Genomic DNA, 21,128 nt, shown 5'->3' with positions numbered 1-21,128 from the left:
TAGCGGACTACCTGCTCAATTTACCTATAGTGTCCCGCGGAATTATAGCGAACATGAGCTGACCGTGGGTTTAATGCCCATGAAGCCATTGCTGCCAGTAGGCGCGTTTCCTCGAATCCGGCGCGAGCGCCGGTGGGCTTTGCACTACAATTATCGGCATGAAAGACGCCCCCGCTTCCGAGCTTGCGCCCCAGCTGGCCATGCGCAAGAACCAGCTTGCTAAACGCATTCAGCAATTGCCGCCCACCGGGTCGCGGCCGTTGACCGTATCGGGGCGAGTGGCGGGCTGGATCACCCAAACAGCCACCCTCCATGCCGACGGCTTGCCCGGCATCCATGTCGAGGACGAAGCGGTGCATCTCACGGCCGCTCCCCAGCAGCGCATGTCTTTGCCCAGCGTTTTCGAAAGGCTTGCCTTTACCCTGCGCGATGCAGGCTGCCTGCGAGGCTGGCGCAATGAACTCCTGGATGTCTACGGCGAAGGCAAGCGGCTTTCCGTGATCGAGCGCGCCGCGGTGCGGCCTCTTGGCTTGCTGACCAAGGCCGTGCACTTGAATGCCTGGTCGCCCGGCGGCGGCCTTTGGGTGGCACGCCGCTCGCTGACCAAATCCACCGACCCGGGCATGTGGGATACGCTTGTCGGGGGGCTTGCCGGGGCAGGGGAAAACCTTGATACTTCGTTGTTGCGGGAAAGCAACGAGGAAGCCGGCCTGGAACCGCAGGATATCTGTTCACGTACGCCGCTACGCACCATATTGCGCATGCACAGGCGATTGCCCGAAGGCTATCAGGTCGAAGACGTGCTGGTCAGCGACGTGGTGCTTGCGGAATCGGTCGTGCCCCGCAATCTGGACGGCGAAGTCAGTGAAATCAAACTCGTATCGCTGGCAGACCTATGGTCCATGGTCGAAGCCGGCGAATTCACACGCGAGGCCGAGCTCGTGATTCTCGAAGGGCTGGAACGGCGCATGCAAGAGGGCCAGGTTCCATAAAGCATCCAGCCTCTGACCAACACCATGCATCAAAGGACATCATATGGCGACTCAATCACATAACCCTTTCGTGCTACCGGGCTTTGGCCAAGGCGGCGACCTATCGCAAAACCCGCTCATGGCCAGCATGGAAATGATGCGTCAAGCTTGGCAAGGGCTGGCCGACGCCGGCAGCTTCGACGCCACCAAGATTACGCCCACCATGTCACTCGAAGAGTTCGATCGCCGCATCAGCGATCTCCGTGCCGTGGAAAACTGGCTGCGCATGAACCTGTCGATGCTGTCCAGCACCATTCAGGGCCTCGAGGTCCAGCGCGCCACCATTGCCACGCTCAAGTCCTTCGTCTCGGGAGCCGGCGCCGGCATGGCGGCGGCCTCGGCCGCCATGCCGACCGGCGCGGCGGCGCCCCAAGCCGAAGGGGTGGACGCTTACACGGCCCAGGCCACGGCCGCGGCGCAAGGGTGGTGGGACATGCTCCAGCAACAGTTCGATGCGCTGGCGGCCGCCACCAGCGCCACCCTGCAAGGAGCCGAGGCAATGCGCACGGCAGCCCAGGGGATGGCCGGCGAACCCGACGCGCCGACGGCGGCCAAGACTGCGCCGCGTGCAGCCGCAAAGAAAACCACGTCCAGGAAGCCTCGGGCGTCGACACCGAAATCCAAGTAAAGAAAGCCTATCAAGAAACCATTTATGTTGAATATCGTCATTCTGGCCGCCGGCCTGGGCAAGCGCATGCAGTCCGATCTGCCCAAAGTCCTGCATCCCATTGCCGGGAAACCCATGCTGGCGCATGTCCTCGATAATGCCCGCAAACTGCAGCCCGCACGTATCGTCGTGGTGGTCGGACATGGGGCTGACCAGGTCAAGGCGGCTTTCCATGGCCAGCCTGACCTGGAGTTCGCGCTTCAAAGCCCGCAGAAGGGCACCGGCCATGCCGTCCAGCAGGCGGCACCCCTGTTGCTGGACGACGGCGCGCCCGGCAACGCGACACTGGTACTGTATGGCGACGTGCCTCTTGTCCAGGCCGATACGCTTCAGCGCCTGCTGGACGCGCGCGCGGGCGGCATGGCCATCCTTACCGAGCGTCTCGAAGATCCCTCCGGCTATGGGCGCATCGTGCGCAACGAGCGCGGCGACGTCCAGCGCATCGTCGAGCATAAAGACGCCAATGCCGCCGAACTGGCCGTCACCGAAGTGAACACCGGCATATTGGTCGCGCCCACCGCCCGGTTGAAGGGCTGGCTGGAGCGCATCGACAACAATAACGCTCAGGGCGAGTACTACCTCACCGACGTCATCGGTCTTTCCGTGGCCGACCAGTTGCCCGTCCACGCCGCCCATCCTTCGGCCGCCTGGGAAACGCTGGGCGTCAACAGCCGTCTGCAGCAAGCTCAACTGGAACGGCATTGGCAGTCCCAGCAGGCTCGCGGGCTGCTCGAACAAGGCGTCACGCTCGCCGATCCCGCGCGCTTCGACCTGCGCGGTACGCTCACCTGCGGGCGCGACGTCTTCATCGACGTCGGCTGTGTTTTCGAGGGGCATGTCGAGCTTGCCGACGGTGTGCGCGTCGGGCCGCACTGCGTAATCCGTGATTCCGCCATCGGGCCGAACACCCAGATCGAGGCCTATAGCCATATCCAGGAAGCGCAGGTGGCGAACGATGCCCGAATCGGGCCATACGCCCGCCTGCGTCCGGGCGCTGATATCGGTGGCGAGGCCCACGTCGGCAATTTCGTCGAAATCAAGAAAAGCGTCCTGGGGCAGGGTTCGAAAGCCAATCACCTGGCGTATATCGGGGACGCGCAGGTAGGCGCCCGCGTGAATATCGGGGCAGGCACCATTACCTGCAACTACGACGGTGTCAATAAGCACCAGACCATCATCGAGGACGACGCCTTCATCGGGTCGGATTCCCAGCTCGTGGCGCCGGTGCGGATCGGCAAGGGCGCCACCCTGGGCGCCGGCACGACCCTGACTCGCGACGCGCCGGCCAACCAGCTCACTCTTTCTCGCAGCAATCAGAAAACCATCGAATCCTGGAAACGGCCCGTCAAGAAATCGCAGGCATGAGCAAAAGCGCAGAAGCAGTGCGAAGCAGGGCGGCTGCCATTCCCGATGGGCTTGAAACACCCCGGATGTACTGGGCGACCGCCGTCCTGCTATTGACGATCACGGTTTCCGTCCTGGACGCCAGTATGGCGAATGTGGCGCTGCCGGCCATTGCGCGAGACCTGAACATCAATCCCGGCGACGTCGTGTTGATCGCCATCGCCTACAACCTGACCGTGGTGTCGTCCATCCTGCCGTTATCCGCTGTCGCGGAGCGCATGGGTTTCCGACGCATGCTGGGATGGGGCGTTTTCCTTTTCATCGTCATGTCGTTCGCTGCGGCGCTGTCGGGCTCCTTCTGGCAGATCATGTCTGCGCGCATAGGCCAGGGCGTTGGCTCTTCGATGATCATGTGCCTGTTCGGCGGGCTGGTGCGGAACATCTATCCCAACCGCAAGCTGGGTTTCGGCCTAAGCCTGAACGCGTCCACGGTGGGCTTGATGGCGGTTCTGGGGCCGACGCTTGGCGCCTTCATCCTGGAGGTAGGGTCGTGGCAGTGGATATTCCTGGTGACCATCCCGATAGGCATGCTGATTTTCTTCGGCCTGCGCTTTCTGCCGGATGTCCCCCGAAACAGCGGCCGGTTCGACTGGATGGCTTGCGCCTTGAGCGCACCCTTCTTTGGTCTATCCATCCTGGGCCTGGATGCGCTGGTCAAGAAACCTGCGCTTGCCGTATTGTGCTTTGTGCTGGCTGGCCTGGCCGGCTGGGCATTGGTACGACGCTCACGCGACCAGGTTGCCCCGCTGGTGCCCATCGACCTCTTGCGGATAAAACCGCTTGCCTTCGCCGTAGCCGCGTCCGGTTTTTCGTTCGCCGCGCAGATGTCCGCCTTTGTCGCCCTGCCTTTCTATTTTCGCCATGTGCTGGACTACTCCTACGCGGATGTGGGGCTGCTGCTGGGTGCCTGGTCCATTGGCGGTGCCGCCATGGCGCCGCTGGCGGGATACCTTTCGGGCCGCCATCCCGTGGCCGTGTTATGCGGTATCGGGGCATTGAGCATGGCCTCGGGCATGCTTTCCCTCATCATCTTGCCCATGGACGCCGATTTTTTTTGGCTTGTGCTGGGCATGCTGCTGGCCGGCATCGGCTTCGGTTTTTTCCAGACGCCGAACAACCGCGCCTTGCTGGCCGGTGCGCCGCGCCGGCGCAGTGGCGCGGCCGGCGGGCTGCAGGCAACCACACGCGTGTTCGGGCAGAGCTTCGGCACCGCGCTGGTGGCGGTCTCGTTCAACGTCAGCCAACAGCATGGCCCAGTGCTGGCCGTGGCGGCGGGCAGCGTTTGCGCACTGATCGCCCTGGGCGTCAATATCGCGCGATACTTCAGCCCGATTCCGGACCTGGATCTCTAAGGCCTGTCAGCGCATGAAAATCCTGCAATTGAACTTCGAGCGCGGCTGGCGGGGAGGCGAAAGGCAGACCTTGCTTTGCATGCGGCAGTTCCGCGATGCCGGGCACGATGTTCAACTGCTTGCGCGCAAAGGCGGGGAACTTGCGCAACGGGCATTCCAGGAAGGATTTATCGTGCATCAGCACGCGAACCTTTTCGGCGTGCTGGCATATCTGGCAGGCAGGGGACGCGGCTTCGATATCCTGCATGCCCAGACGGCCAACATGCTTACTTGGCTTGCCGTCCTGAAGCCCTGGCTGGGGGACAGAATCGTTTTCACCCGGCGTACGGCCTTCCCGGTACCCGCGCGCCGCGAGCCTCGCACCTTATGGAAATGGCGCCGCGCGGATGCCCTCGTGGCAATCAGCCGGGCGGCGGCTGCCGAGCCCGCGCGGCTGGGCCTGGAGGCCACCATCATTCCCAGCGCCATCGTCTCCAAGCCCGTCGACACCGCGCATGTGCATGCGTTCACGCAGGAGTTCAACCTGGCGGGCAAGCATGTGCTGGGCACCGTTGCCGCCATGACATCCGAGAAAGACCCATGTACATTGGTGCGGGCAGTCCATGCGTTGCGCCAGCGCCGCGACGACTTTGTTTTCGTGCACCTTGGCGCGGGTGGGGATGCACAGGCGGCAACGTACGCCCTGGTCAAAGAGCTGGACTTGGAGAACCATTTTCTTTTCGCCGGTTTTCGTAGCGCGATCGACGATCTTTATCGTCTGATGGACGTCTTCGTGATCAGCTCGCGCCATGAAGCGCTGGGCACGAGCGTGTTGGACGCTTTCCAGTACTCCGTGCCCGTCGTGGCGACCGATACCGGGGGGCTGGCCGAGATCCTGGCGGATGGGCGGGGCTTGCTGTGTCCGGTGGGCGACCATGCCGCCATGGCGGACGCCATTGACCTGGTCCTGTCGGATCGCGGCCGGCGTGCCGCGATGGTCGAAAAGGCCCGCAATTACGTCGAGCGGGAACACGACGTCGTGATGATGGGCCGACGGTATCTGGCCTTGTATGAGATGGTGAAGGGGTCAGACCCCGTACGGGGTCTGACCCCCTAATACCGGGGTCAGACCCCGCATGGGGTCTGACCCCACAAGGAGTCGCGCATGCATGAAATCTCCATGGTTCTCGTTTTCCTGCTGGCGGTGGTTGTCAGCGGCTTCATCGTGCGCCTGCTGCCCATCCGGATTCCGATGCCGCTGCTGCAGATCGCCATTGGCGCCTGCATGTCCTATGTCTTTGGGTTCGATGTCGCGCTCGATCCGCATTTATTCTTTCTTCTCTTCATTCCTCCCTTGCTGTTCCTGGATGGGTGGCGTATTCCCAAGGGCGCATTCTTCCGGGACTGGAAGCCGATACTCATGCTGGCCATCGGGCTGGTGATCTTTACGGTGGTCGGCATCGGCTTCTTCATCCAATGGGTGATTCCCGCTATTCCGCTGGCCGTGGCGTTCGCGCTGGCCGCCATCCTTTCGCCCACCGATCCGGTTGCCGTATCGGCCATGACCGCGAGTTCGCCATTGCCGTCGCGGCTGATGCATATTCTGGAAGGCGAGTCCCTGCTCAATGATGCGACAGGGCTGGTCTGCTTCAGCTTCGCCGTGGCCGCGGTGATGACTGGCGCTTTTTCGATCACCGAAGCATCCAAGAGCTTCATCATGGTGGCGGGCGGCGGGGTGCTCATCGGACTGGCCGTCACCTGGGCCGTGGGAACGCTGAACCGGATATTGGTGCGGCGCACGGGCGAAGAGCCCGCAATACAGATCCTGATCAGCTTGCTGATCCCTTTCGCCGCCTACCTGGCAGCCGAGCAAGTACACGTATCGGGTGTGCTGGCCGCGGCCGTGGCCGGTATCGCCATGCACTACACCGATCTGGCGGGCCGGCCCCAGGCCGCAACCCGGATGCAGCGCAGCGCTGTCTGGGATACCGTGCAGGCCACCCTCAATGGCGCGATTTTCATCCTGCTGGGAGAGCAATTGCCCGGCATTATTCGCAGTCTTCCGGAGGTCGCAGCCGAAAGCCACATCAACACCTGGCATTTACTAGGCGTGCTGCTGGCCATTACCCTTATGCTGGGCCTTCTGCGCTTTGCATGGGTCTGGGTGTCGCTGCGGCTGACTGTTTTTCACGCGGCGCTGCTGGGAAAAAAGCGGACCATGCCGCAAACCCGCCTCATCCTTGTGGCTGCCACGGCGGGTTGCCGGGGGGCGATCACTCTTGCCGGCATCCTGACGCTGCCCTTCCTAATGAGCGATGGCACGCCGTTTCCGGCGCGCACGCTGGTCATCTTCCTGGCGATGGGCGTCATCTTGCTGTCCTTGCTGATTGCCAGCATCGGCTTGCCTTTGCTGGCGCGCGATCTTGGCGGAGACTTGCCCCGGTCGAAGGCGCGCGGCGCGCATCAGGAAACCGCCGCACGCACCGCCGCGGCGGAGGCCGCGGTCCGGCGCATCGAACAGTTCGTGGCAGAACAGGAAGCCGACACACCCTTGCATCATGCCAGGGCCGAGGCCGGTGCCCACTTGCTGGACGTATACCGGCGACGGCTGGAATACGGTGATGCCAGCGGCGAGGATGAGGAAAGCCGGCGCCTGCTGGCCGAAGCCGAGCGCAGCGTACGACTGGAGGGCCTGAAGGCCGAGCGCGATGAGCTGTATCGCTTGCGGATTGCCGGCAGCATCGACGATGACCTGCATAGGCGCTTGCTGCATGAGATCGACCTGATGGAGTCCAGCCTTAGGGGTCAGACCCCCTACGGGGTCTGACCCCGCAACACTCCCTGGGGTCAGACCCCGTATGGGGTCTGACCCCATTCAATTTGCGCCGGGGTCGGACCCCGCGGGGTCTGACCCCAACTAAGCCATACCCCAGCGCTTGACGGTGTGTCGCTCCAGCGTATTGAACACCAGGCTCTCCACGGCGAGTCCGATCAGCACGACCGTAATGAGGCCGGCGAACACCTGATCGGTATACAGTTCGTTGCGGCTTTGGAAAATGTACCAGCCCAGGCCGCCGCCCCCTCCGGCGGATCCGAATACCAGTTCAGCCGCGATCAGCGTTCGCCATGCGAAAGCCCAGGCGATCTTCAAACCGGCCAGAATGGACGGCAGAGCCGCGGGAACCAGAATACACAGCATATAGCGCGGCCCTTTCAGGCCATAGTTCCTTCCTGCCATGCGGAGTGTGGCCGGCACGGAAAGAAAGCCGGAATAGGTATTCAGCGCCAAGGCCCACAGCACCGAATGCACGATCACAAAAATCAGACTGCCTTTGCCCAAGCCGAACCACAGCAATGCAAGCGGCAGCAGGGCAATGGCGGGCAACGGGTTGAACATGGCTGTAAGCGTTGCCAGCAGATCGCGCCCGGCCTGAGTGGAGATGGCCAGCGACGTGAACAGGAAAGCCAGCCCAATGCCCAATACATAAGCCTGGATCAATACCCACAGGGACTGGGCGGCGCGCTGCAGCAGTTCGCCGCTCTCCATGCCGGCCAGGAAGGCGCCGGCGGTCTGAACGACTCCGGGCAGCAGCAGGTCGTTATTCTGAAAGCGAGCGACGACTTCCCATATCAAAAGAAGCGTCGCCAGAATGGCCGCCTTGCGTAGCGCCCCATGCCGCCAGAGCCGCAGGCTCCAAGGTGGCGAAGGGGCTGGAGCCTGCGTATCGAGCGGTTCGAGAGCGAGCTCATACTCGGGGCGCCGCGGATGGGCGAAGGTTTGAGCGGTCGTGTTCACGCGGCCTCCCGCCGCTGCGCCGGCTCGTGGTCATGTTCGAACAACAAACGGTGTATGCGTGCCGCGGTCGCCTGAAAGTCTGTACCGCCCTGGCTGTGCAAACCGAATTTATGCGCGGATATCTCCGCGCGCACCCGGCCGGGGTGGGGCGACAACAGCAGGATGCGGTTGCCGATCAGCAAGGCTTCTTCAATCGAGTGTGTCACGAACAGCAGCGTGAAATGCACTTCCTCCCATAGCGCCAGCAATTCTTCCTGCATTTTTCTTCGAGTCAGGGCATCGAGCGCGGCAAAAGGCTCATCCATCAGCAGGACTTTGGGCTGCATGGCCAGTGCTCGAGCAATGGCCACCCGCTGCTTCATGCCTCCCGACAGCATATGCGGATAGGCCCGCGCAAAATCGGCAAGGCCCACTTTCTCGAGATAGTGATCGGCGCGGTCGTAGGCCTCGCGCTTGCCCACGCTGCGTGAAGCCAGCAACGGAAAGGCCACGTTCTGGCGCACCGTTTTCCACGGCGGCAACTGGTCGAACTCTTGGAACACGACAATGCGATCGGGGCCCGGTGCGCGGATCACCGCGCCGTCCAGCCTTATCTGGCCCTCTGTCGGGCGGACGAAGCCGGCGATTGCTTTCAACAATGTCGATTTCCCGCAGCCTGAAGGACCCAAGAGCACGAAGCGGTCCGAAGCGTCTACCTCGAAGCTGACCTTGCGTGTTGCCTGGACGGTCCGTTCGGGCGTGGCGTATTCCAAGGTCACGCCATCCACGTCCAGCAGAGCGTATTGTGGCGCGGGATTCAGCCGAGCGGCAGGCGCCGGGCCCGCCGAATGCCATGCTGTCTTGTCCATCAGCTGCCTCCCGAGATACGCGCATCGTCAAAGAAATAGTCCTGCCAGGACGCGGGCCGGTTCTTGACGGCGCCGACCTTGTGCATGAACTGCGCCAGCCCGAGCGTGTTCTGCGGCTTGATGGTGTATTCGATGTCCGGGTTCTTGACCAGCTTGATCAGAAAGTCCCGATCGATTTTCGCCCCGGTCACCCGCAAGTAGGTGTCGGCGGCCTGCTCGGGGTGCAGGCTGGCGAACCGTGCCGCCTCGCCCAGAGCGTCGAGAAACGCGCCATAGGTCTTGGGACTATTGGATCGGAAGCTTTCCGTCGTGAACAGCACGGTGGACGACGCTGGGCCACCCAGCACGTCATACGATTTCAGCACCAGCCTGGCGTTTGGATTTTCAGCCAGCTCCTGGTCCTGGAAAGGTGGATTGCCGAAATGGGCGCTGATCTCCGTGCCGCCCGCAATGATCGCCGCGGCGGCATCGGGATGAGGCAGCGCGACCGATATGCTGTCCAGGCGCTTGTAGTGTTCGTCGCCCCATTGTTGCGCAGCCGCCATCTGCAGGATCCGCGCCTGGACGGATACGCCGACCGCCGGCAGCGCAATGCGGTCCTTGTCGGTGAAGTCGGCGATGCTTTTCACCTTTGGGTTATTGGTGACGAGATAGGTGGGGAAGTTGCCCAGCGAAGCAATGCCCTTCACGTTCTGTTTGCCTCGCGTGCGATCCCATATGGTAAGCAGCGGGCCGACGCCGGCGGCGGCGATATCGATGTTGTTGGAAAGCAGGGCGTCGTTGATGGCATTGCCTCCCGATAACTTCACCCAGTCCACCTTGATGTCGACGCCATGCGCCTTCCCGTGCTTTTCGACCAATCCCTGGTCGCGCACGATGTTCAGCAGCAGGTACACAATGCCGAACTGCTCGGCGATGCGCAGCTGGCCTTCGGCGCGGGCGACGCCCGACCCGGCCGCCAGCAAGGAGACGCTGATTGAAATCGCGCCCAGAATCTTGCCGAATGCCGGCTTGGCATGATGCTTCTTGGTATTCATGTTTATTCCTTTGCTTGTTGAGTCGAAGGCAGGCTCAGAACGGGACGTCGCCTTCAATGGTGGTTCGGTACAAAGTGCGTGCCAGATGGGCAGGGCAGCCAGTGGCAAGATGAATGAGCGAGCGGTTGTCCCAGAACACGAGGTCGTGTGCTTGCCATGCGTGGCGATAAACGTGTTCCGCCCGGACACTGTGGGCAAACAGCTCATCAAGAACTGCACGGCTCTCGTCTTTGGGCAGACCGATGATCTGCGTCGTGAAGCCCTCGCTGACGAACAGCGCCTTGCGCCCGGTTTCGGGGTGAGTGCGAACGACGGGATGGACCACATCCTTGACCAGCGCCAGTTGATCCGGACTCAGATTGGGCCGCCAATTGGCGGCCTTTTGCATCTGGCCGTATTTGGCCAGATAGGAATGCACGGCCTGGCGTCCTTCCACCGCGCGCCGCAGATGCGATGGCAAGGTATCCCAAGCCAGGTGCATGTTGGCAAAGAGGGTGTCGCCCCCCTCGGAAGGAAGTTCCTGGGCATGGAGCAGCGACCCCAGGCTGGGCACGGCCTTGTACGAGATATCCGAATGCCAGTACTTCCCGGCGTCCCCCAGGCCTATGGGTTTTCCTTCCCGCATCACATTCGATACCGTCAGAATCTCCGGAAAGCCAGGCAGGTGGAACTGGTGCAGCACATGGATCATCAAGGGGCCGAAGCGGCGGCTGAAATCCACATGCTGCTGCGGCGTGATCCGCTGACTTCGGAAAACCAGAACGTGATGATCCAGGTGCGCCCGAACGATGCGGGCGAAGTCGTGTTGGGCCAGGGGACGGCCCAGATCCAGTCCAGTGATCTCCGCCCCGAGCGGGCCGTCGAAAGGATGGATCTCGAAGGATTGCGGCAAGGCGTCGGCGTCAGGGACGCGCAATAGGGTGGCTGTCGGCATGTTTGCTCCACGGGCTTGAAGGTTGCGCTGATGTGATCATCAGTATGTGCAAGCCGCGCCGACTTCCAAACGAATAATTTTTGTTTTGCTTATGGGTAGTAAGCTTATTTGGGGGTCAGACCCCGTACGGGGTCTGACCCCCTTTTTCAAGGTGTGCCGGGGTCAGACCCCATGGGGTCTGACCCCTTCCGTTCCCAGAGGAACGCGCGTCTCGAACTTGCTGCGGTGGATGGAAAAGAAGCTGCGTACGTTGCGCACGTTGGCCTGCGAAGTAAAGACCCGGTGCGCCATGGCATGATAAGCGGGCATGTCGGCCACGTGCGCCATGATGATGAAGTCCGGCCCCGGCGATACCCGATAGCACTGCAGGATGGCGGGCTCTTGCGCAACATGCGCCTCGAATTCTTGCAGGGCCTCGATGGTTTGTATGTCCAGCGTGATTTCGATGATCGCCGTCAGGCTGCTGCCCAGTTTCGTCGGATCCAGGATGGCTACCTGCTTCTCGATGACGCCTTCGTCCATCAGTCGACGCACACGCCGAAGGCAGGTCGGTGCCGAAGCATGCACGCGTCGTGATAATTCATGATTGGTCAACGAACTGTCCGATTGCAGTTGTTCCAATATGCGTAAGTCCAGATCGTCAAAATCGGGCATGATGATATTTATTTCTTTAATACCGCGTATATGAAATAAAATTCCGACATAAAAAGATACAGAAATAAAATACCATAATTATAAGAATATAGAAATCTAATTTCTTCATTTATTGCGCACAATAGCTGCCATATATATCTTCATCGGAGTCATCTATGTGCGGCATTGTTGGCGCGGTAGCGCAGCGCGATATCACCCCCATTCTTCTTGAAGGCCTTAAGCGCCTGGAATACCGCGGCTATGATTCTTGCGGCGTGGCGGTGCACGCCGACGGCGAACTCAAGCGCGCGCGCAGCACGGAACGCGTGGCCCAACTGCAAGAGCAGGTTTCCAAGGAAAGCATTGAAGGCTTCACTGGCATTGCGCATACACGCTGGGCAACGCACGGCGCGCCGGCCACGCATAACGCCCATCCGCATTTTTCCGGGCATGGCAAAGGCTCGGCACGCATTGCCCTGGTGCATAACGGCATCATCGAGAACCATGACGAATTGCGCGCCGAACTCCAGGCGGCTGGCTACGTGTTCGAAAGCCAGACCGACACCGAGGTCATCGCCCACTTGGTCGACCACCTGTACAACGGCGATCTCTTTGAAGCGGTCCAGCAGGCAACGCGGCGCCTGGAAGGCGCGTACGCCATCGCCGTGTTCTGCCGCGACGAGCCGCACCGGGTAGTGGGCGCGCGCCAAGGCTCGCCGCTGGTCATCGGCCGAGGCGAGAACGAAAACTTCCTGGCCTCCGACGCATTGGCGCTGGCCGGCACCACCGACCAGATCATCTACCTCGAAGACGGCGACGTCGTCGACCTGCAGCTGGCGCGCGTCTGGGTAGTGGACCAGGCCGGACGCCCGGTGGAACGCCCAGTCCATACAGTGCACGTGCACACGGGCGCCGCGGAGCTCGGCCCATATCGGCACTATATGCAGAAGGAAATCTTCGAGCAGCCGCGCGCTGTCGCCGACACCTTGCAAGATATCGAAAGCATCACACCCGAGCTCTTCGGCGACGGCGCCTATCAAGTCTTCAAAGAAATCGACAATGTGCTGATCCTGGCTTGCGGCACCAGCTACTACGCCGGCCTGACCGCTCGCTACTGGATAGAGTCTTTGGCCAAGGTGCCGGTGAACGTCGAAATCGCCAGCGAATACCGCTATCGCGACACCGTGCCCAATCCACGCACCCTGGTGGTCACGATCTCGCAGTCCGGCGAAACCGCCGACACGCTGGCTGCGCTGAAGCACGCCCGCAGCCTGGGCATGCCGCACACCCTGACCATCTGCAATGTGGCAACCAGCGCCATGGTGCGCGAATGCAAGCTCAGCTACATCACCCGCGCCGGTGTCGAAATAGGCGTGGCTTCTACCAAGGCCTTCACCACCCAGCTTACTGCCTTGTGCCTGCTGACCCTCGCGCTGGCGCAAACCAAAGGCGTGCTCAGCGACGAACGCGAAGACGAAATGCTCAAGTCACTGCGGCATCTGCCGGTGGCCATAGGCGCGGTGCTTGCGCTCGAACCGCAAATCATGGCCTGGGCCGACCGCTTCGCCAGCAAGGAAAACGCGCTCTTCCTGGGGCGCGGCATGCATTACCCCATCGCCCTGGAAGGCGCCTTGAAGCTCAAGGAAATCAGCTACATCCACGCCGAAGCCTACCCCGCAGGCGAACTGAAGCACGGCCCTTTGGCGCTGGTCACCGACGCGATGCCCGTCGTGACCATCGCGCCGCGCGACGAACTGCTGGAGAAGCTCAAGTCCAACATGCAGGAAGTCCACGCGCGCGGTGGCGAGTTGTATGTGTTTGCCGACGCCGACACCAAGATCGTGAACAGCGAAGGCATACACGTGATCCGCATGCCCGAGAACTACGGGAAGCTGTCGCCTATCCTGCATACGATTCCCTTGCAGTTGCTGGCCTATCACACGGCGTGCGCACGGGGTACGGACGTGGACAAGCCCAGGAATCTGGCTAAGAGTGTGACGGTGGAGTGATGGGGTGAGCTGGGTTGCCGGTGAAGAGCGGGAATAAAGGCTGTCGGTGCGAAATAAAGTCTGTCGACGTCTAATTCCGCTGTTTGGGCGGGCATTTATTGTGAACTTCGGCTACCTTCAGAGAAACATTCAGAGAACGTTGAATGCGGCCAGTCATCCACTACGAGTTTGCCCGGCAGTCCCTCGGAGACTTGAAGGGTAAACTCGTAGTGGACGACTACGCCGGGTACCGCGCTTCATTCCGGCAGGGCGTGACGGAAATCGGATGTATGGCTCACGCCCGACGAAAGTACTTCGACCTATACAAGTCCAGTAAAAGCCCAACGGCGCAGCGAGCCGTAGAGCTCATTGGCGAGCTCTACGAGATCGAACGAGAAGCGCTGGCACTTAGCCCTGAGCGACGGTTGGCCCTGCGTCAAGAGAAGGCCAAGCCCTTGGCCGACAAGCTGCATGAATGGATGCTGGCCCAGCGCCAACGCGTGCTGGACGGCTCAGGTACTGCCAGGGCGCTGGACTACAGCCTGAAACGCTGGGCGGCGCTTACGCGCTACCTGGATGACGGGCAGGTCCCGATCGACAACAATCATATCGAAATGCAAATCAGGCCGGTGGCAATCGGCAGGGCCAACTGGCTGTTCGCCGGTTCCTTGCGCGCGGGCAAACGTGCGGCTGCGCTCATGAGCCTGATTCAGTCAGCCAAGCTCAATGGCCTGAATCCATACGCCTATCTGCGCGACGTCCTGGAGCGCTTGCCGACACATCCGGATAACCGGATCGATGAGTTCTTGCCGCACAACTGGACGGGTTCGGTGACCGCCGAAACCGAGCCCCCTCCTCAAAAAAATTGCCTCTGAAGTGGGTGGGGGGATGTAGTTCCCCAAACGCTTACCCTGGACCCAGCGGCGCAATAGGTTCGGATTTAAACCGTGATCGATCGCGATGGAGGCCAGGGAGGCGCCACCGGTCAAGCAAAGTTGAACCAGTTCGGCCTTGTATTGCGGGGAATGTTGACGTCGGTGGCGACGCCCGTGGGATGCTTGGTGCATACGTGTCCACGATAAAAATGATGGATATGTATGCTCTAACAGGGTCGGGCGCGATTCAAGATGGAGTTCGCAGAACGCTTACTCCCAGCCCGCACCCGCATGTATCTGTCCGATTGGGCCGTACGGATTCTTGGCGTTCACGCAGCGCTTTGTCCCTATGCACGAAGCCGTTCACACGCTTGACAATAACGGTAATTGTTTTCTCCTCAAGCGCGACTAAAGTCAGCGGGCTGCGCAACTGCTTATCCAAGTTACAAGGTCCTGAAGCTCTTTGGAGCTTCGAAGATGAGGCGCAATCCACATGACGATATTGAACTTGCCGTCGATAAACCCGTAAGGGGCGACTAGCCTCCCCGACCTAATTTCGTTTTCCACGATCATTCGAGGTGAAATGGCAACGCCGAGCCCGCACGAGGCAGCCTGAATCATTAGATAAAAATGTTCGTAAATATCATGAGGTTCGAGCTGGATGTCGGGCCGCTCCATGACTTCCAGCCAATCCTGCCAGGCGGACGGGCGGGTCTTGGGCGCCAAGATGTGGGCGTTCTTTAGGTCCTCCAGATGCGCGCCAAGGGCGGCTTTTTGCATATACTCGGGCGAACACACTACTCCTACTTCTTCTACCATAAGATGCTTGACGATTACGTTTGATGGCGGCGGGACCATGTCGTTACGGATTGCCAGACTTACCTCTTCACGCACAAGATCCATGTCGGAATAGTTCACATTGAGCCGCAGCTCCGTTTCAGGATGCGTGCGCTTGAACGCAGCAAGCTGCGGGATCAGCCAGTGCATCATAATTGTCGCCGAGCACGACAGGGTGAGGGGCCCCGGTTGAAATTGGGCTACGCTGGCGTCAATGATGCTAAACCCTTCCCCCAACTTCGCCGCCATGCGGCCACCCTCGTCGGTGGGCACCACCGATTGAGGCAAACGCCTTAGTAGGGGTACACCGAAGATGCCTTCCAAGGTTTGAATATGCCGGCTGACGGCACCAGGCGTCACGCCAAGCTCCGCCGCCGCAAGGCTTATGCTCCCAAGCCGAGCGGATGCCTCAAACGCCCTCAGCGCGTTCAATGACGGTCGAACTGATTTCATTCCTTATCTCCCCTGTAGCACAGGTAATCGACTCGATGAGTTCACACAGCTGCTTTCAAAGTTGAATTAACTCACGGACGGCCTAGCCGACGCATGCTTTGACTTTTTCTCATGCTGTGCGTGACAAAAAATGGATTGAGCCAGACGATATCACCCTCTTAGAATGCTCTATCCCTCACGAAAAATGATCAATAACATGTTCCTCGTCGAAACTCCAACGTCAGAACCCAGCACTATCGAATCTGCGCCTCGAGCAAAGCAAGAACATGTCGTCGCTACCTACGTCATTGAAACGGCCTTTCCCCTGGACTATGCTGCAGAAGTTATTGCAGGAGAACAATCTTGCGGCACCTTCGTAGCCGTTCCAAATGAGACGGCCCAACTGAAGGAGCGCCATAGCGCGAAGGTGTTGAGCGTCACGCCCTTGGAAACCGTTGCTTCGCCGTCCCTGGAAGGGTCCACCGCACCGCAGTCGCCTAACGCTTCACGGTACCAGCGCGGCAAAATCGTGGTTTCGTTTCCGTACCACAACATCGGCCCGTCTATCCCGAATCTCCTGACGACAGTTGCAGGGAACCTGTATGAAATCCAGCAACTTTCCGGTATCAGGCTGGTGGATCTGGAATTGCCGGTTGCATTTTCCCAGCGTTACCCGGGCCCTGCCTTCGGCATCGAAGGTACCCGCAAATTGACGAATGTCCATGGACGTTCCTTGATCGGAACCATCATCAAGCCTAGCATTGGTCTGACCCCCGATGAAACGCGCCCGCTCGTGCGCGAGCTTGCGATGGCTGGACTGGACTTCGCCAAAGACGACGAACTCAATGGCAACGCGCCCTACGCGCCTCTCGCCGAACGGGTAGCCGCTGTCATGGACGAGATCAACCGCGTTGCCGACAAGACCGGTAAGAAAATGATGTATGCCTTCAACATCACGGGAGACGTCGACGAACTGCGCCGCGGGCACGACCTGGTAAATGAGGCCGGCGGCTCTTGCGTCATGGTCGCTATAAACAGCATCGGTTTCGCAGGCCTGTCGTACCTTCGCCAACATTCCGAGCTTCCGATCCACGGTCATCGCGCCATGTACGGTGCACTGGCTCGCCATCCGATGCTCGGCATCGGCTTCACAGCATATCAGAAGCTCTGCCGGCTGGCAGGAGTAGATCATCTGCATGTTGGTGGACTCGACAGCAAGTTCTATCAGAGCAACGCAGAGGTGCGCCAGTCCATTCTGGATTGCCTGGCGCCTATGTATGGAGACTATCGAGTAATGCCTGCCATTTCGTCTGCCCAGTGGGCCGGATCAGCTGAGGGTATCTACGCGGCAACGAAGACTATCGACATACTGCATCTGGCCGGTGGCGGGATTATCGCCCATCCCGGAGGAATATCAGAAGGCGTCCGAAGCATGCAGCAGGGCTGGGAAGCCGCCATGGCCAATATCACCTTGGCCGAGTATGCGGAAGGCCGGCCCGAACTGCGTTTGGCAATTGAAAAATTTGGAAAGTCGCGCACGTAGAATCTGCGCTACCTTGTTATACGGAGGAACATGAAGTGAAGCTCAGTGCATCCCAATTGAAAGAGTACGCCGAAAACGGCTTTTTAGTGCTGCGCGACGTTTTCACGCAAGAGGAAGTGGAAGCTCTGCGAAGTGAGTCGACCACAATATTTGAGCACCATCGCCCTGAAATCTGGCGCGAGAAGAATGGCGCTCCGCGGACCGCATTCGGTTGTCACGAGTATAGTCCCCTGTTCCGTTCACTCACACGCGACAGCCGCTTAGTTGATCCCGTGGAACAGATTATCGGTGACACGCTGTATATCCATCAATTCAAGGTAAACCCCAAGGTCGCCTTTGATGGCGATCCGTTTCCCTGGCACCAAGACTTCGCGACCTGGCACCTTGATGATGGCATGCTGGAACCACAGGCCATGAACATCGCCATTATGTTGGACGAAGTCACTGCAATGAATGGAGCGCTCATGTTCGTGCCAGGCAGCCACCAACGAGGCATGATCGACGCGCCTGATATCGACGGTCGGCGATGGATGAAGCGCGAAGACATCGCTCGGCTCATCACCAAGGCGAGCGATGTCGCGATTGCAACGGGACAGGCGGGCGATGTGCTAATGTTCCATGCCAACTCGGTCCATGGGTCCGGCGGCAATATCACTCCGCTGTCTCGCCGGATCCTTTATGTAACCTACAACGCCGTCTCGAATCGGCTGCGCAATCCGACGCGCCCTCCCTTCATCGCACACCGAACCTTCGATCCGGTAGAGCCCGCTGAGCGATCATTTTTGCTCACACTAGCCTGATCGTGCCCAGACCATTCTAAAAAGAGGAGACAACATGAGATTGCGATTTACCAAGCAGAAAATGGCAACCACCCTGGCAACATGCGCTTTGCTGTTGCTTGCCCCCACAAGTTTCGCCGAACAGCTCAAACTTCGCATGGCGCACTACGCCGCAACGAACAGTCCAGTAGATAAAGCTGGCCAGGAATTCGCCAGGTTGGTCAAAGAACGCACTCAGGGGCGAATCGCCATCACGCTATTCCCTGACAGTCAGCTGGGCAGCGTTGAAGCGAACGCCCGCGATTTGTCCAGGGGAGCACTGGACTTATCGCTCCTGACTCCCGGTTCGCTATCCGGTCTCGATCCATTACTGGATATTCATTACCTGCCGTTCATTGCTACTACAAACGAGCAGGTGGACGCGATTTTCTACAATCCAAACGGCACTCTCCAGAAAACGGTTATCGAAGCCCTCGCAAGGCATCGTATTCACACACTCGGTTTTTATGAACTGGAATTTCGCGCGGTCACCAATTCGAAGCGCCCGGTTGAAAAACCGGAGGACCTGAACGGCTTGAAGTTGCGCGTGCCCGGTTCGGCCGCGATTAAGGGTTTTTTTGAGGCGACAGGGGCACAGCCAGTGATTATGCCGTTCCCGGAACTATTCACAGCGCTACAGCAGGGAACCGTGGACGGTCAGGACAACGGCGCGAGTCTCACCTACGAGTCCCGCCTGTTCGAGCCCCAGAAATACATGACGTTGTTGAATCATGTGTACGCCTTTGGTACCTTCAATGCAAGCGACAAGCTATGGTCGAAATTGTCCGAAGAAGACAAGAAGATAATGACGCAGACCGCGCAAGAGGTCGGTAAACGCCAGATCGAGAAGAACCGTGCGCGCAACGATGAATTCCTGATAAAGCTGCAAGAGGCGGGGATTAAGGTAACGCGGCCGAGTGCGCAGGCCTATGCCGACTTCGCAAAAATCGGTCAAACGGTTTGGGACAAATTGACCCCAGTTTATGGTGCGGATCGCATCAAAGCGCTTCGCGATGAGGTAAGTCGGGCTCAGGCCGACTGACCCTCACTGGTGTCAGCGGATCCCACACCCCAGGTACTGCGGCAAGGGATTTTGCTATCCGGAGGATAAAAAAACATGGAAGCTTCGAGCGCAATGCCCGCCCCTTTTTGCATCAGCGCATGGCTTTTCAAGTTCGAACAGCAGGTCTACCGAGTTGAAAAGGCGATCTGCATTACGGCTCTAGCGGTAATGCTTTTTGCCATTGCAACCAACGTTCTTGTTCGATACTTCAATCTGCCACTGCCCAATCTAAGCGAATGGGGCATTGTCGCCATTGCCCCGCTGACCTTTATCGGCATGGCTATGTGTTCCTACACGGGTACCCACATCGCTGTCGATGCGATCAAATCGGTAAGAAGCCACCGCGTGCAGCGCGTTGCCCGCTTTGTCACCGCAGTCGCCTCGGTCATTTTCGCCACGATCTATTTGTACTCCGGTTGGATATTCATGTATGGGGTTCTGGAGTCTGGCGAAAAGATGATGGATATGGGAACACCGTTGGCTTTCCCTTTATCGTTCTTGCCCGCGGGCATGGCCTTGGTACTGCTCCATTCCGTGCTTGAGCTATGGCGCACAGTAAAGGACTTGGCGCCCCCGGCCGAGGAGATAGCATGATTTCGGGAATCTTCATTCTGACTGCCATCCTCTTGATCGGGATACCGATCGGCATAGCATTCCCCCTGATCGTCATCGTTAACGCGGAGGCCTGGAGTATTGACTGGTCGATGCTTCCCTCTACGACCTTCGATGCGGTCTCCTCCTTTCCGTTATTGGCGATTCCGCTTTTCATCCTGGGCGGGGAAATCATGAATCGCGGAGGCCTCATCAAGCAACTGACCGATGTATGCGACCGGCTGCTAGGATGGGCCAAGGCGCCAACGGGTCATGTCATGATCGCGGCGAGCGCATTGATGGGCGCGATCACCGGCTCGTCGGTAGCAACCGTAGCCGCTATCGGCGGCACGATTGGACCGGAGATGACGCGCCGGGGCTATGCTCCGGGTTACACGGCTGCGCTTAACGCCTCCTCCGGACTTCTAGGCGTATTGATTCCGCCTTCCATACCTTTGATTCTGTATGGCTCTATTGTCGGCGTATCGATTACGCAGCTGTTTCTGGCGGCCATAGTGCCAGGCTTGATAATGGTGCTTGCCATGATGGCAGTGCACGGCCTTATGGCCAAACGCATCTTGGTATCAGGACGGGAGACTGTGAGCCAAAGCATGAGCGCGGGGACTGAAGCTTTTGCGAAGTTTGAGGACAACACCTGGTCAGTCGTCGTCAAATCCCTACCCGCGCTATTTCTTCCCATAGTCGTGCTCGGTGGAATCTACTCCGGCGTGTTTACACCCACCGAAGCAGCAGCGATCGCCGCGGTTTATGCTTTGCTTGTGATTCTTCTTGGGCGCACCGCCAAGTTTGGGGATCTGAAGGGCATATTTCACAGGGCGGCGATGACATCTGCGGCTATTCTGGTCATTATCGGCCTGACGAGCGTCTTTAATCGCGCGCTGCTGTTTCAGCAGGTACCGCAGTCGATCGCTACGTTTGCAACTGGCTACACCGATAGCGTTATTGTTTTTCTTCTAGTGGTAAATGTGGCGCTTCTCCTGATTGGCATGATCATGGAAACTAACGCCGCTACGCTGTTGATGGGCCCATTACTTGCGCCCGCGGCGGCCAAGTTCGGAATAGACCCGGTTCACTTCGGCATCATTCTTGTCACCAATATCGAGATCGGACTGCTGACGCCGCCGATGGCCGTCAACCTTTTTGTTGCCGCACGGACCAACAACGTTCCCTTATCCTCGTTGCTACGCTACCTGGCATGGTTTTTGGCTGTCGTGCTGGTCGTGATGGCAACCATCACCTATATCCCTGCTTTGCCGCTGTGGTATCGGTATCTCTGATC

19 protein-coding genes and 1 pseudogene are annotated in these 21,128 nt (G+C 59.5%); 13 read left to right on the top strand and 7 right to left on the bottom strand.

Annotated features, from left to right (window positions below):
• The first annotated feature begins 158 nt into the window (after positions 1-158).
• The 6 genes from ACSBPU_RS21825 to ACSBPU_RS21800 are packed head-to-tail and all read left to right on the top strand — an operon-like array spanning position 159 to position 7,260.
• Entirely contained in the window at positions 159-992 is an 834-nt protein-coding gene (locus tag ACSBPU_RS21825) for a DUF4743 domain-containing protein (protein WP_442594178.1), read from the top strand.
• Between the two features lie 43 nt (positions 993-1,035).
• Positions 1,036-1,659, top strand: coding sequence for a PhaM family polyhydroxyalkanoate granule multifunctional regulatory protein (locus ACSBPU_RS21820; RefSeq protein WP_442594176.1), 624 nt, complete (start codon positions 1,036-1,038; stop codon positions 1,657-1,659).
• A gap of 24 nt (positions 1,660-1,683) precedes the next feature.
• The gene (gene glmU / locus ACSBPU_RS21815; protein ID WP_442594174.1) at positions 1,684-3,063 is read left to right on the top strand and encodes a bifunctional UDP-N-acetylglucosamine diphosphorylase/glucosamine-1-phosphate N-acetyltransferase GlmU; all 1,380 of its coding nucleotides are present in this window, start codon (positions 1,684-1,686) and stop codon (positions 3,061-3,063) included.
• Entirely contained in the window at positions 3,051-4,454 is a 1,404-nt protein-coding gene (locus tag ACSBPU_RS21810) for an MFS transporter (RefSeq protein ID WP_442598475.1), read from the top strand. Before glmU ends, ACSBPU_RS21810 begins: the two co-directional genes overlap by 13 nt.
• A gap of 13 nt (positions 4,455-4,467) precedes the next feature.
• Positions 4,468-5,550, top strand: a complete 1,083-nt coding sequence (locus ACSBPU_RS21805; RefSeq protein WP_442594172.1) for a glycosyltransferase family 4 protein — start codon at positions 4,468-4,470, stop codon at positions 5,548-5,550.
• Positions 5,551-5,598: 48 nt separating this feature from the next.
• Positions 5,599-7,260, top strand: a complete 1,662-nt coding sequence (locus ACSBPU_RS21800) for a Na+/H+ antiporter (protein WP_442594170.1) — start codon at positions 5,599-5,601, stop codon at positions 7,258-7,260.
• A 90-nt stretch (positions 7,261-7,350) separates the two neighbouring features.
• Here ACSBPU_RS21800 and ACSBPU_RS21795 read toward each other — a convergent pair whose 3' ends face one another.
• The 5 genes from ACSBPU_RS21795 to ACSBPU_RS21775 all read right to left on the bottom strand — a co-directional run bounded on the left by ACSBPU_RS21795 (position 7,351) and on the right by ACSBPU_RS21775 (position 11,702).
• Positions 7,351-8,229: an ABC transporter permease gene (locus tag ACSBPU_RS21795; RefSeq protein ID WP_442594168.1), complete on the bottom strand. Its 879-nt coding sequence runs from the start codon at positions 8,227-8,229 to the stop codon at positions 7,351-7,353.
• Complete coding sequence (locus ACSBPU_RS21790) at positions 8,226-9,077, bottom strand: ABC transporter ATP-binding protein (RefSeq protein WP_442594166.1); 852 nt, start codon at positions 9,075-9,077, stop codon at positions 8,226-8,228. The genes ACSBPU_RS21795 and ACSBPU_RS21790 overlap by 4 nt, the downstream gene beginning before the upstream one ends.
• Positions 9,077-10,114, bottom strand: a complete 1,038-nt coding sequence (locus ACSBPU_RS21785; protein ID WP_442594164.1) for an ABC transporter substrate-binding protein — start codon at positions 10,112-10,114, stop codon at positions 9,077-9,079. Before ACSBPU_RS21785 ends, ACSBPU_RS21790 begins: the two co-directional genes overlap by 1 nt.
• A 34-nt stretch (positions 10,115-10,148) precedes the next feature.
• Entirely contained in the window at positions 10,149-11,048 is a 900-nt protein-coding gene (locus tag ACSBPU_RS21780) for a TauD/TfdA dioxygenase family protein (protein ID WP_442594162.1), read from the bottom strand.
• Between the two features lie 162 nt (positions 11,049-11,210).
• On the bottom strand, positions 11,211-11,702 hold the full coding sequence (locus ACSBPU_RS21775) for an Lrp/AsnC family transcriptional regulator (RefSeq protein ID WP_442594160.1): 492 nt from the start codon (positions 11,700-11,702) through the stop codon (positions 11,211-11,213).
• Positions 11,703-11,857: 155 nt separating this feature from the next.
• On the opposite strand from ACSBPU_RS21775, the gene glmS reads away from it, so the two are divergent.
• Both glmS and tnpC read left to right on the top strand, forming a co-directional pair.
• Complete coding sequence (gene glmS / locus ACSBPU_RS21770) at positions 11,858-13,690, top strand: glutamine--fructose-6-phosphate transaminase (isomerizing) (protein WP_442594158.1); 1,833 nt, start codon at positions 11,858-11,860, stop codon at positions 13,688-13,690.
• A 164-nt stretch (positions 13,691-13,854) separates the two neighbouring features.
• Positions 13,855-14,490 (top strand): annotated as a pseudogene (gene tnpC / locus ACSBPU_RS21765) (IS66 family transposase); the annotation flags it as partial.
• Here tnpC and ACSBPU_RS21760 read toward each other — a convergent pair.
• A complete protein-coding gene (locus ACSBPU_RS21760) occupies positions 14,383-14,736 on the bottom strand; it encodes a transposase (protein WP_442594156.1) in 354 nt (117 codons plus the stop codon). The pseudogene tnpC and the gene ACSBPU_RS21760 overlap by 108 nt on opposite strands.
• A gap of 222 nt (positions 14,737-14,958) precedes the next feature.
• A complete protein-coding gene (locus tag ACSBPU_RS21755; protein WP_442594154.1) occupies positions 14,959-15,834 on the bottom strand; it encodes a LysR substrate-binding domain-containing protein in 876 nt (291 codons plus the stop codon).
• Between the two features lie 196 nt (positions 15,835-16,030).
• Between ACSBPU_RS21755 and ACSBPU_RS21750 the strand changes: the two genes are divergently transcribed.
• The 5 genes from ACSBPU_RS21750 (at position 16,031) to ACSBPU_RS21730 (ending at position 21,126) form a co-directional block, all read left to right on the top strand.
• Positions 16,031-17,356 carry a ribulose-bisphosphate carboxylase large subunit family protein gene (locus ACSBPU_RS21750; RefSeq protein ID WP_442594152.1) on the top strand — a complete coding sequence of 442 codons (1,326 nt, stop codon included), beginning with the start codon at positions 16,031-16,033 and terminating at the stop codon, positions 17,354-17,356.
• A gap of 35 nt (positions 17,357-17,391) precedes the next feature.
• Positions 17,392-18,156 (top strand): phytanoyl-CoA dioxygenase family protein, encoded by a 765-nt coding sequence (locus tag ACSBPU_RS21745; protein ID WP_442594150.1) that lies wholly within the window; start codon positions 17,392-17,394, stop codon positions 18,154-18,156.
• A gap of 34 nt (positions 18,157-18,190) precedes the next feature.
• Positions 18,191-19,216, top strand: a complete 1,026-nt coding sequence (locus ACSBPU_RS21740; RefSeq protein WP_442594148.1) for a TRAP transporter substrate-binding protein — start codon at positions 18,191-18,193, stop codon at positions 19,214-19,216.
• Positions 19,217-19,291: 75 nt separating this feature from the next.
• Positions 19,292-19,831 carry a TRAP transporter small permease gene (locus ACSBPU_RS21735; RefSeq protein WP_442594146.1) on the top strand — a complete coding sequence of 180 codons (540 nt, stop codon included), beginning with the start codon at positions 19,292-19,294 and terminating at the stop codon, positions 19,829-19,831.
• On the top strand, positions 19,828-21,126 hold the full coding sequence (locus ACSBPU_RS21730) for a TRAP transporter large permease (RefSeq protein ID WP_442594144.1): 1,299 nt from the start codon (positions 19,828-19,830) through the stop codon (positions 21,124-21,126). The genes ACSBPU_RS21735 and ACSBPU_RS21730 overlap by 4 nt, the downstream gene beginning before the upstream one ends.
• Positions 21,127-21,128 lie beyond the last annotated feature (2 nt).

It is taken from the genome of Parapusillimonas sp. JC17 (genome assembly GCF_052180245.1).
In the GTDB taxonomy this organism is placed as follows: Bacteria; Pseudomonadota; Gammaproteobacteria; order Burkholderiales; family Burkholderiaceae_B; genus Parapusillimonas.
Note: the sequence above shows the minus strand (reverse complement) of the source record. Positions and strands in the feature narration are given on the sequence as shown.

Coding starts and splice junctions, on each gene's coding strand:
- ACSBPU_RS21790 (WP_442594166.1), bottom strand. CDS start 9,077: ATGGACAAGACAGCATGGCATTCGGCGGGCCCGGCGCCTGCCGCTCGG.
- ACSBPU_RS21755 (WP_442594154.1), bottom strand. CDS start 15,834: ATGAAATCAGTTCGACCGTCATTGAACGCGCTGAGGGCGTTTGAGGCA.
- ACSBPU_RS21825 (WP_442594178.1), top strand. CDS start 159: ATGAAAGACGCCCCCGCTTCCGAGCTTGCGCCCCAGCTGGCCATGCGC.
- ACSBPU_RS21805 (WP_442594172.1), top strand. CDS start 4,468: ATGAAAATCCTGCAATTGAACTTCGAGCGCGGCTGGCGGGGAGGCGAA.
- ACSBPU_RS21740 (WP_442594148.1), top strand. CDS start 18,191: ATGAGATTGCGATTTACCAAGCAGAAAATGGCAACCACCCTGGCAACA.
- ACSBPU_RS21780 (WP_442594162.1), bottom strand. CDS start 11,048: ATGCCGACAGCCACCCTATTGCGCGTCCCTGACGCCGACGCCTTGCCG.
- glmS (WP_442594158.1), top strand. CDS start 11,858: ATGTGCGGCATTGTTGGCGCGGTAGCGCAGCGCGATATCACCCCCATT.
- ACSBPU_RS21730 (WP_442594144.1), top strand. CDS start 19,828: ATGATTTCGGGAATCTTCATTCTGACTGCCATCCTCTTGATCGGGATA.
- ACSBPU_RS21785 (WP_442594164.1), bottom strand. CDS start 10,114: ATGAATACCAAGAAGCATCATGCCAAGCCGGCATTCGGCAAGATTCTG.
- ACSBPU_RS21735 (WP_442594146.1), top strand. CDS start 19,292: ATGGAAGCTTCGAGCGCAATGCCCGCCCCTTTTTGCATCAGCGCATGG.
- glmU (WP_442594174.1), top strand. CDS start 1,684: ATGTTGAATATCGTCATTCTGGCCGCCGGCCTGGGCAAGCGCATGCAG.
- ACSBPU_RS21800 (WP_442594170.1), top strand. CDS start 5,599: ATGCATGAAATCTCCATGGTTCTCGTTTTCCTGCTGGCGGTGGTTGTC.
- ACSBPU_RS21750 (WP_442594152.1), top strand. CDS start 16,031: ATGTTCCTCGTCGAAACTCCAACGTCAGAACCCAGCACTATCGAATCT.
- ACSBPU_RS21820 (WP_442594176.1), top strand. CDS start 1,036: ATGGCGACTCAATCACATAACCCTTTCGTGCTACCGGGCTTTGGCCAA.
- ACSBPU_RS21760 (WP_442594156.1), bottom strand. CDS start 14,736: ATGCACCAAGCATCCCACGGGCGTCGCCACCGACGTCAACATTCCCCG.
- ACSBPU_RS21775 (WP_442594160.1), bottom strand. CDS start 11,702: ATGCCCGATTTTGACGATCTGGACTTACGCATATTGGAACAACTGCAA.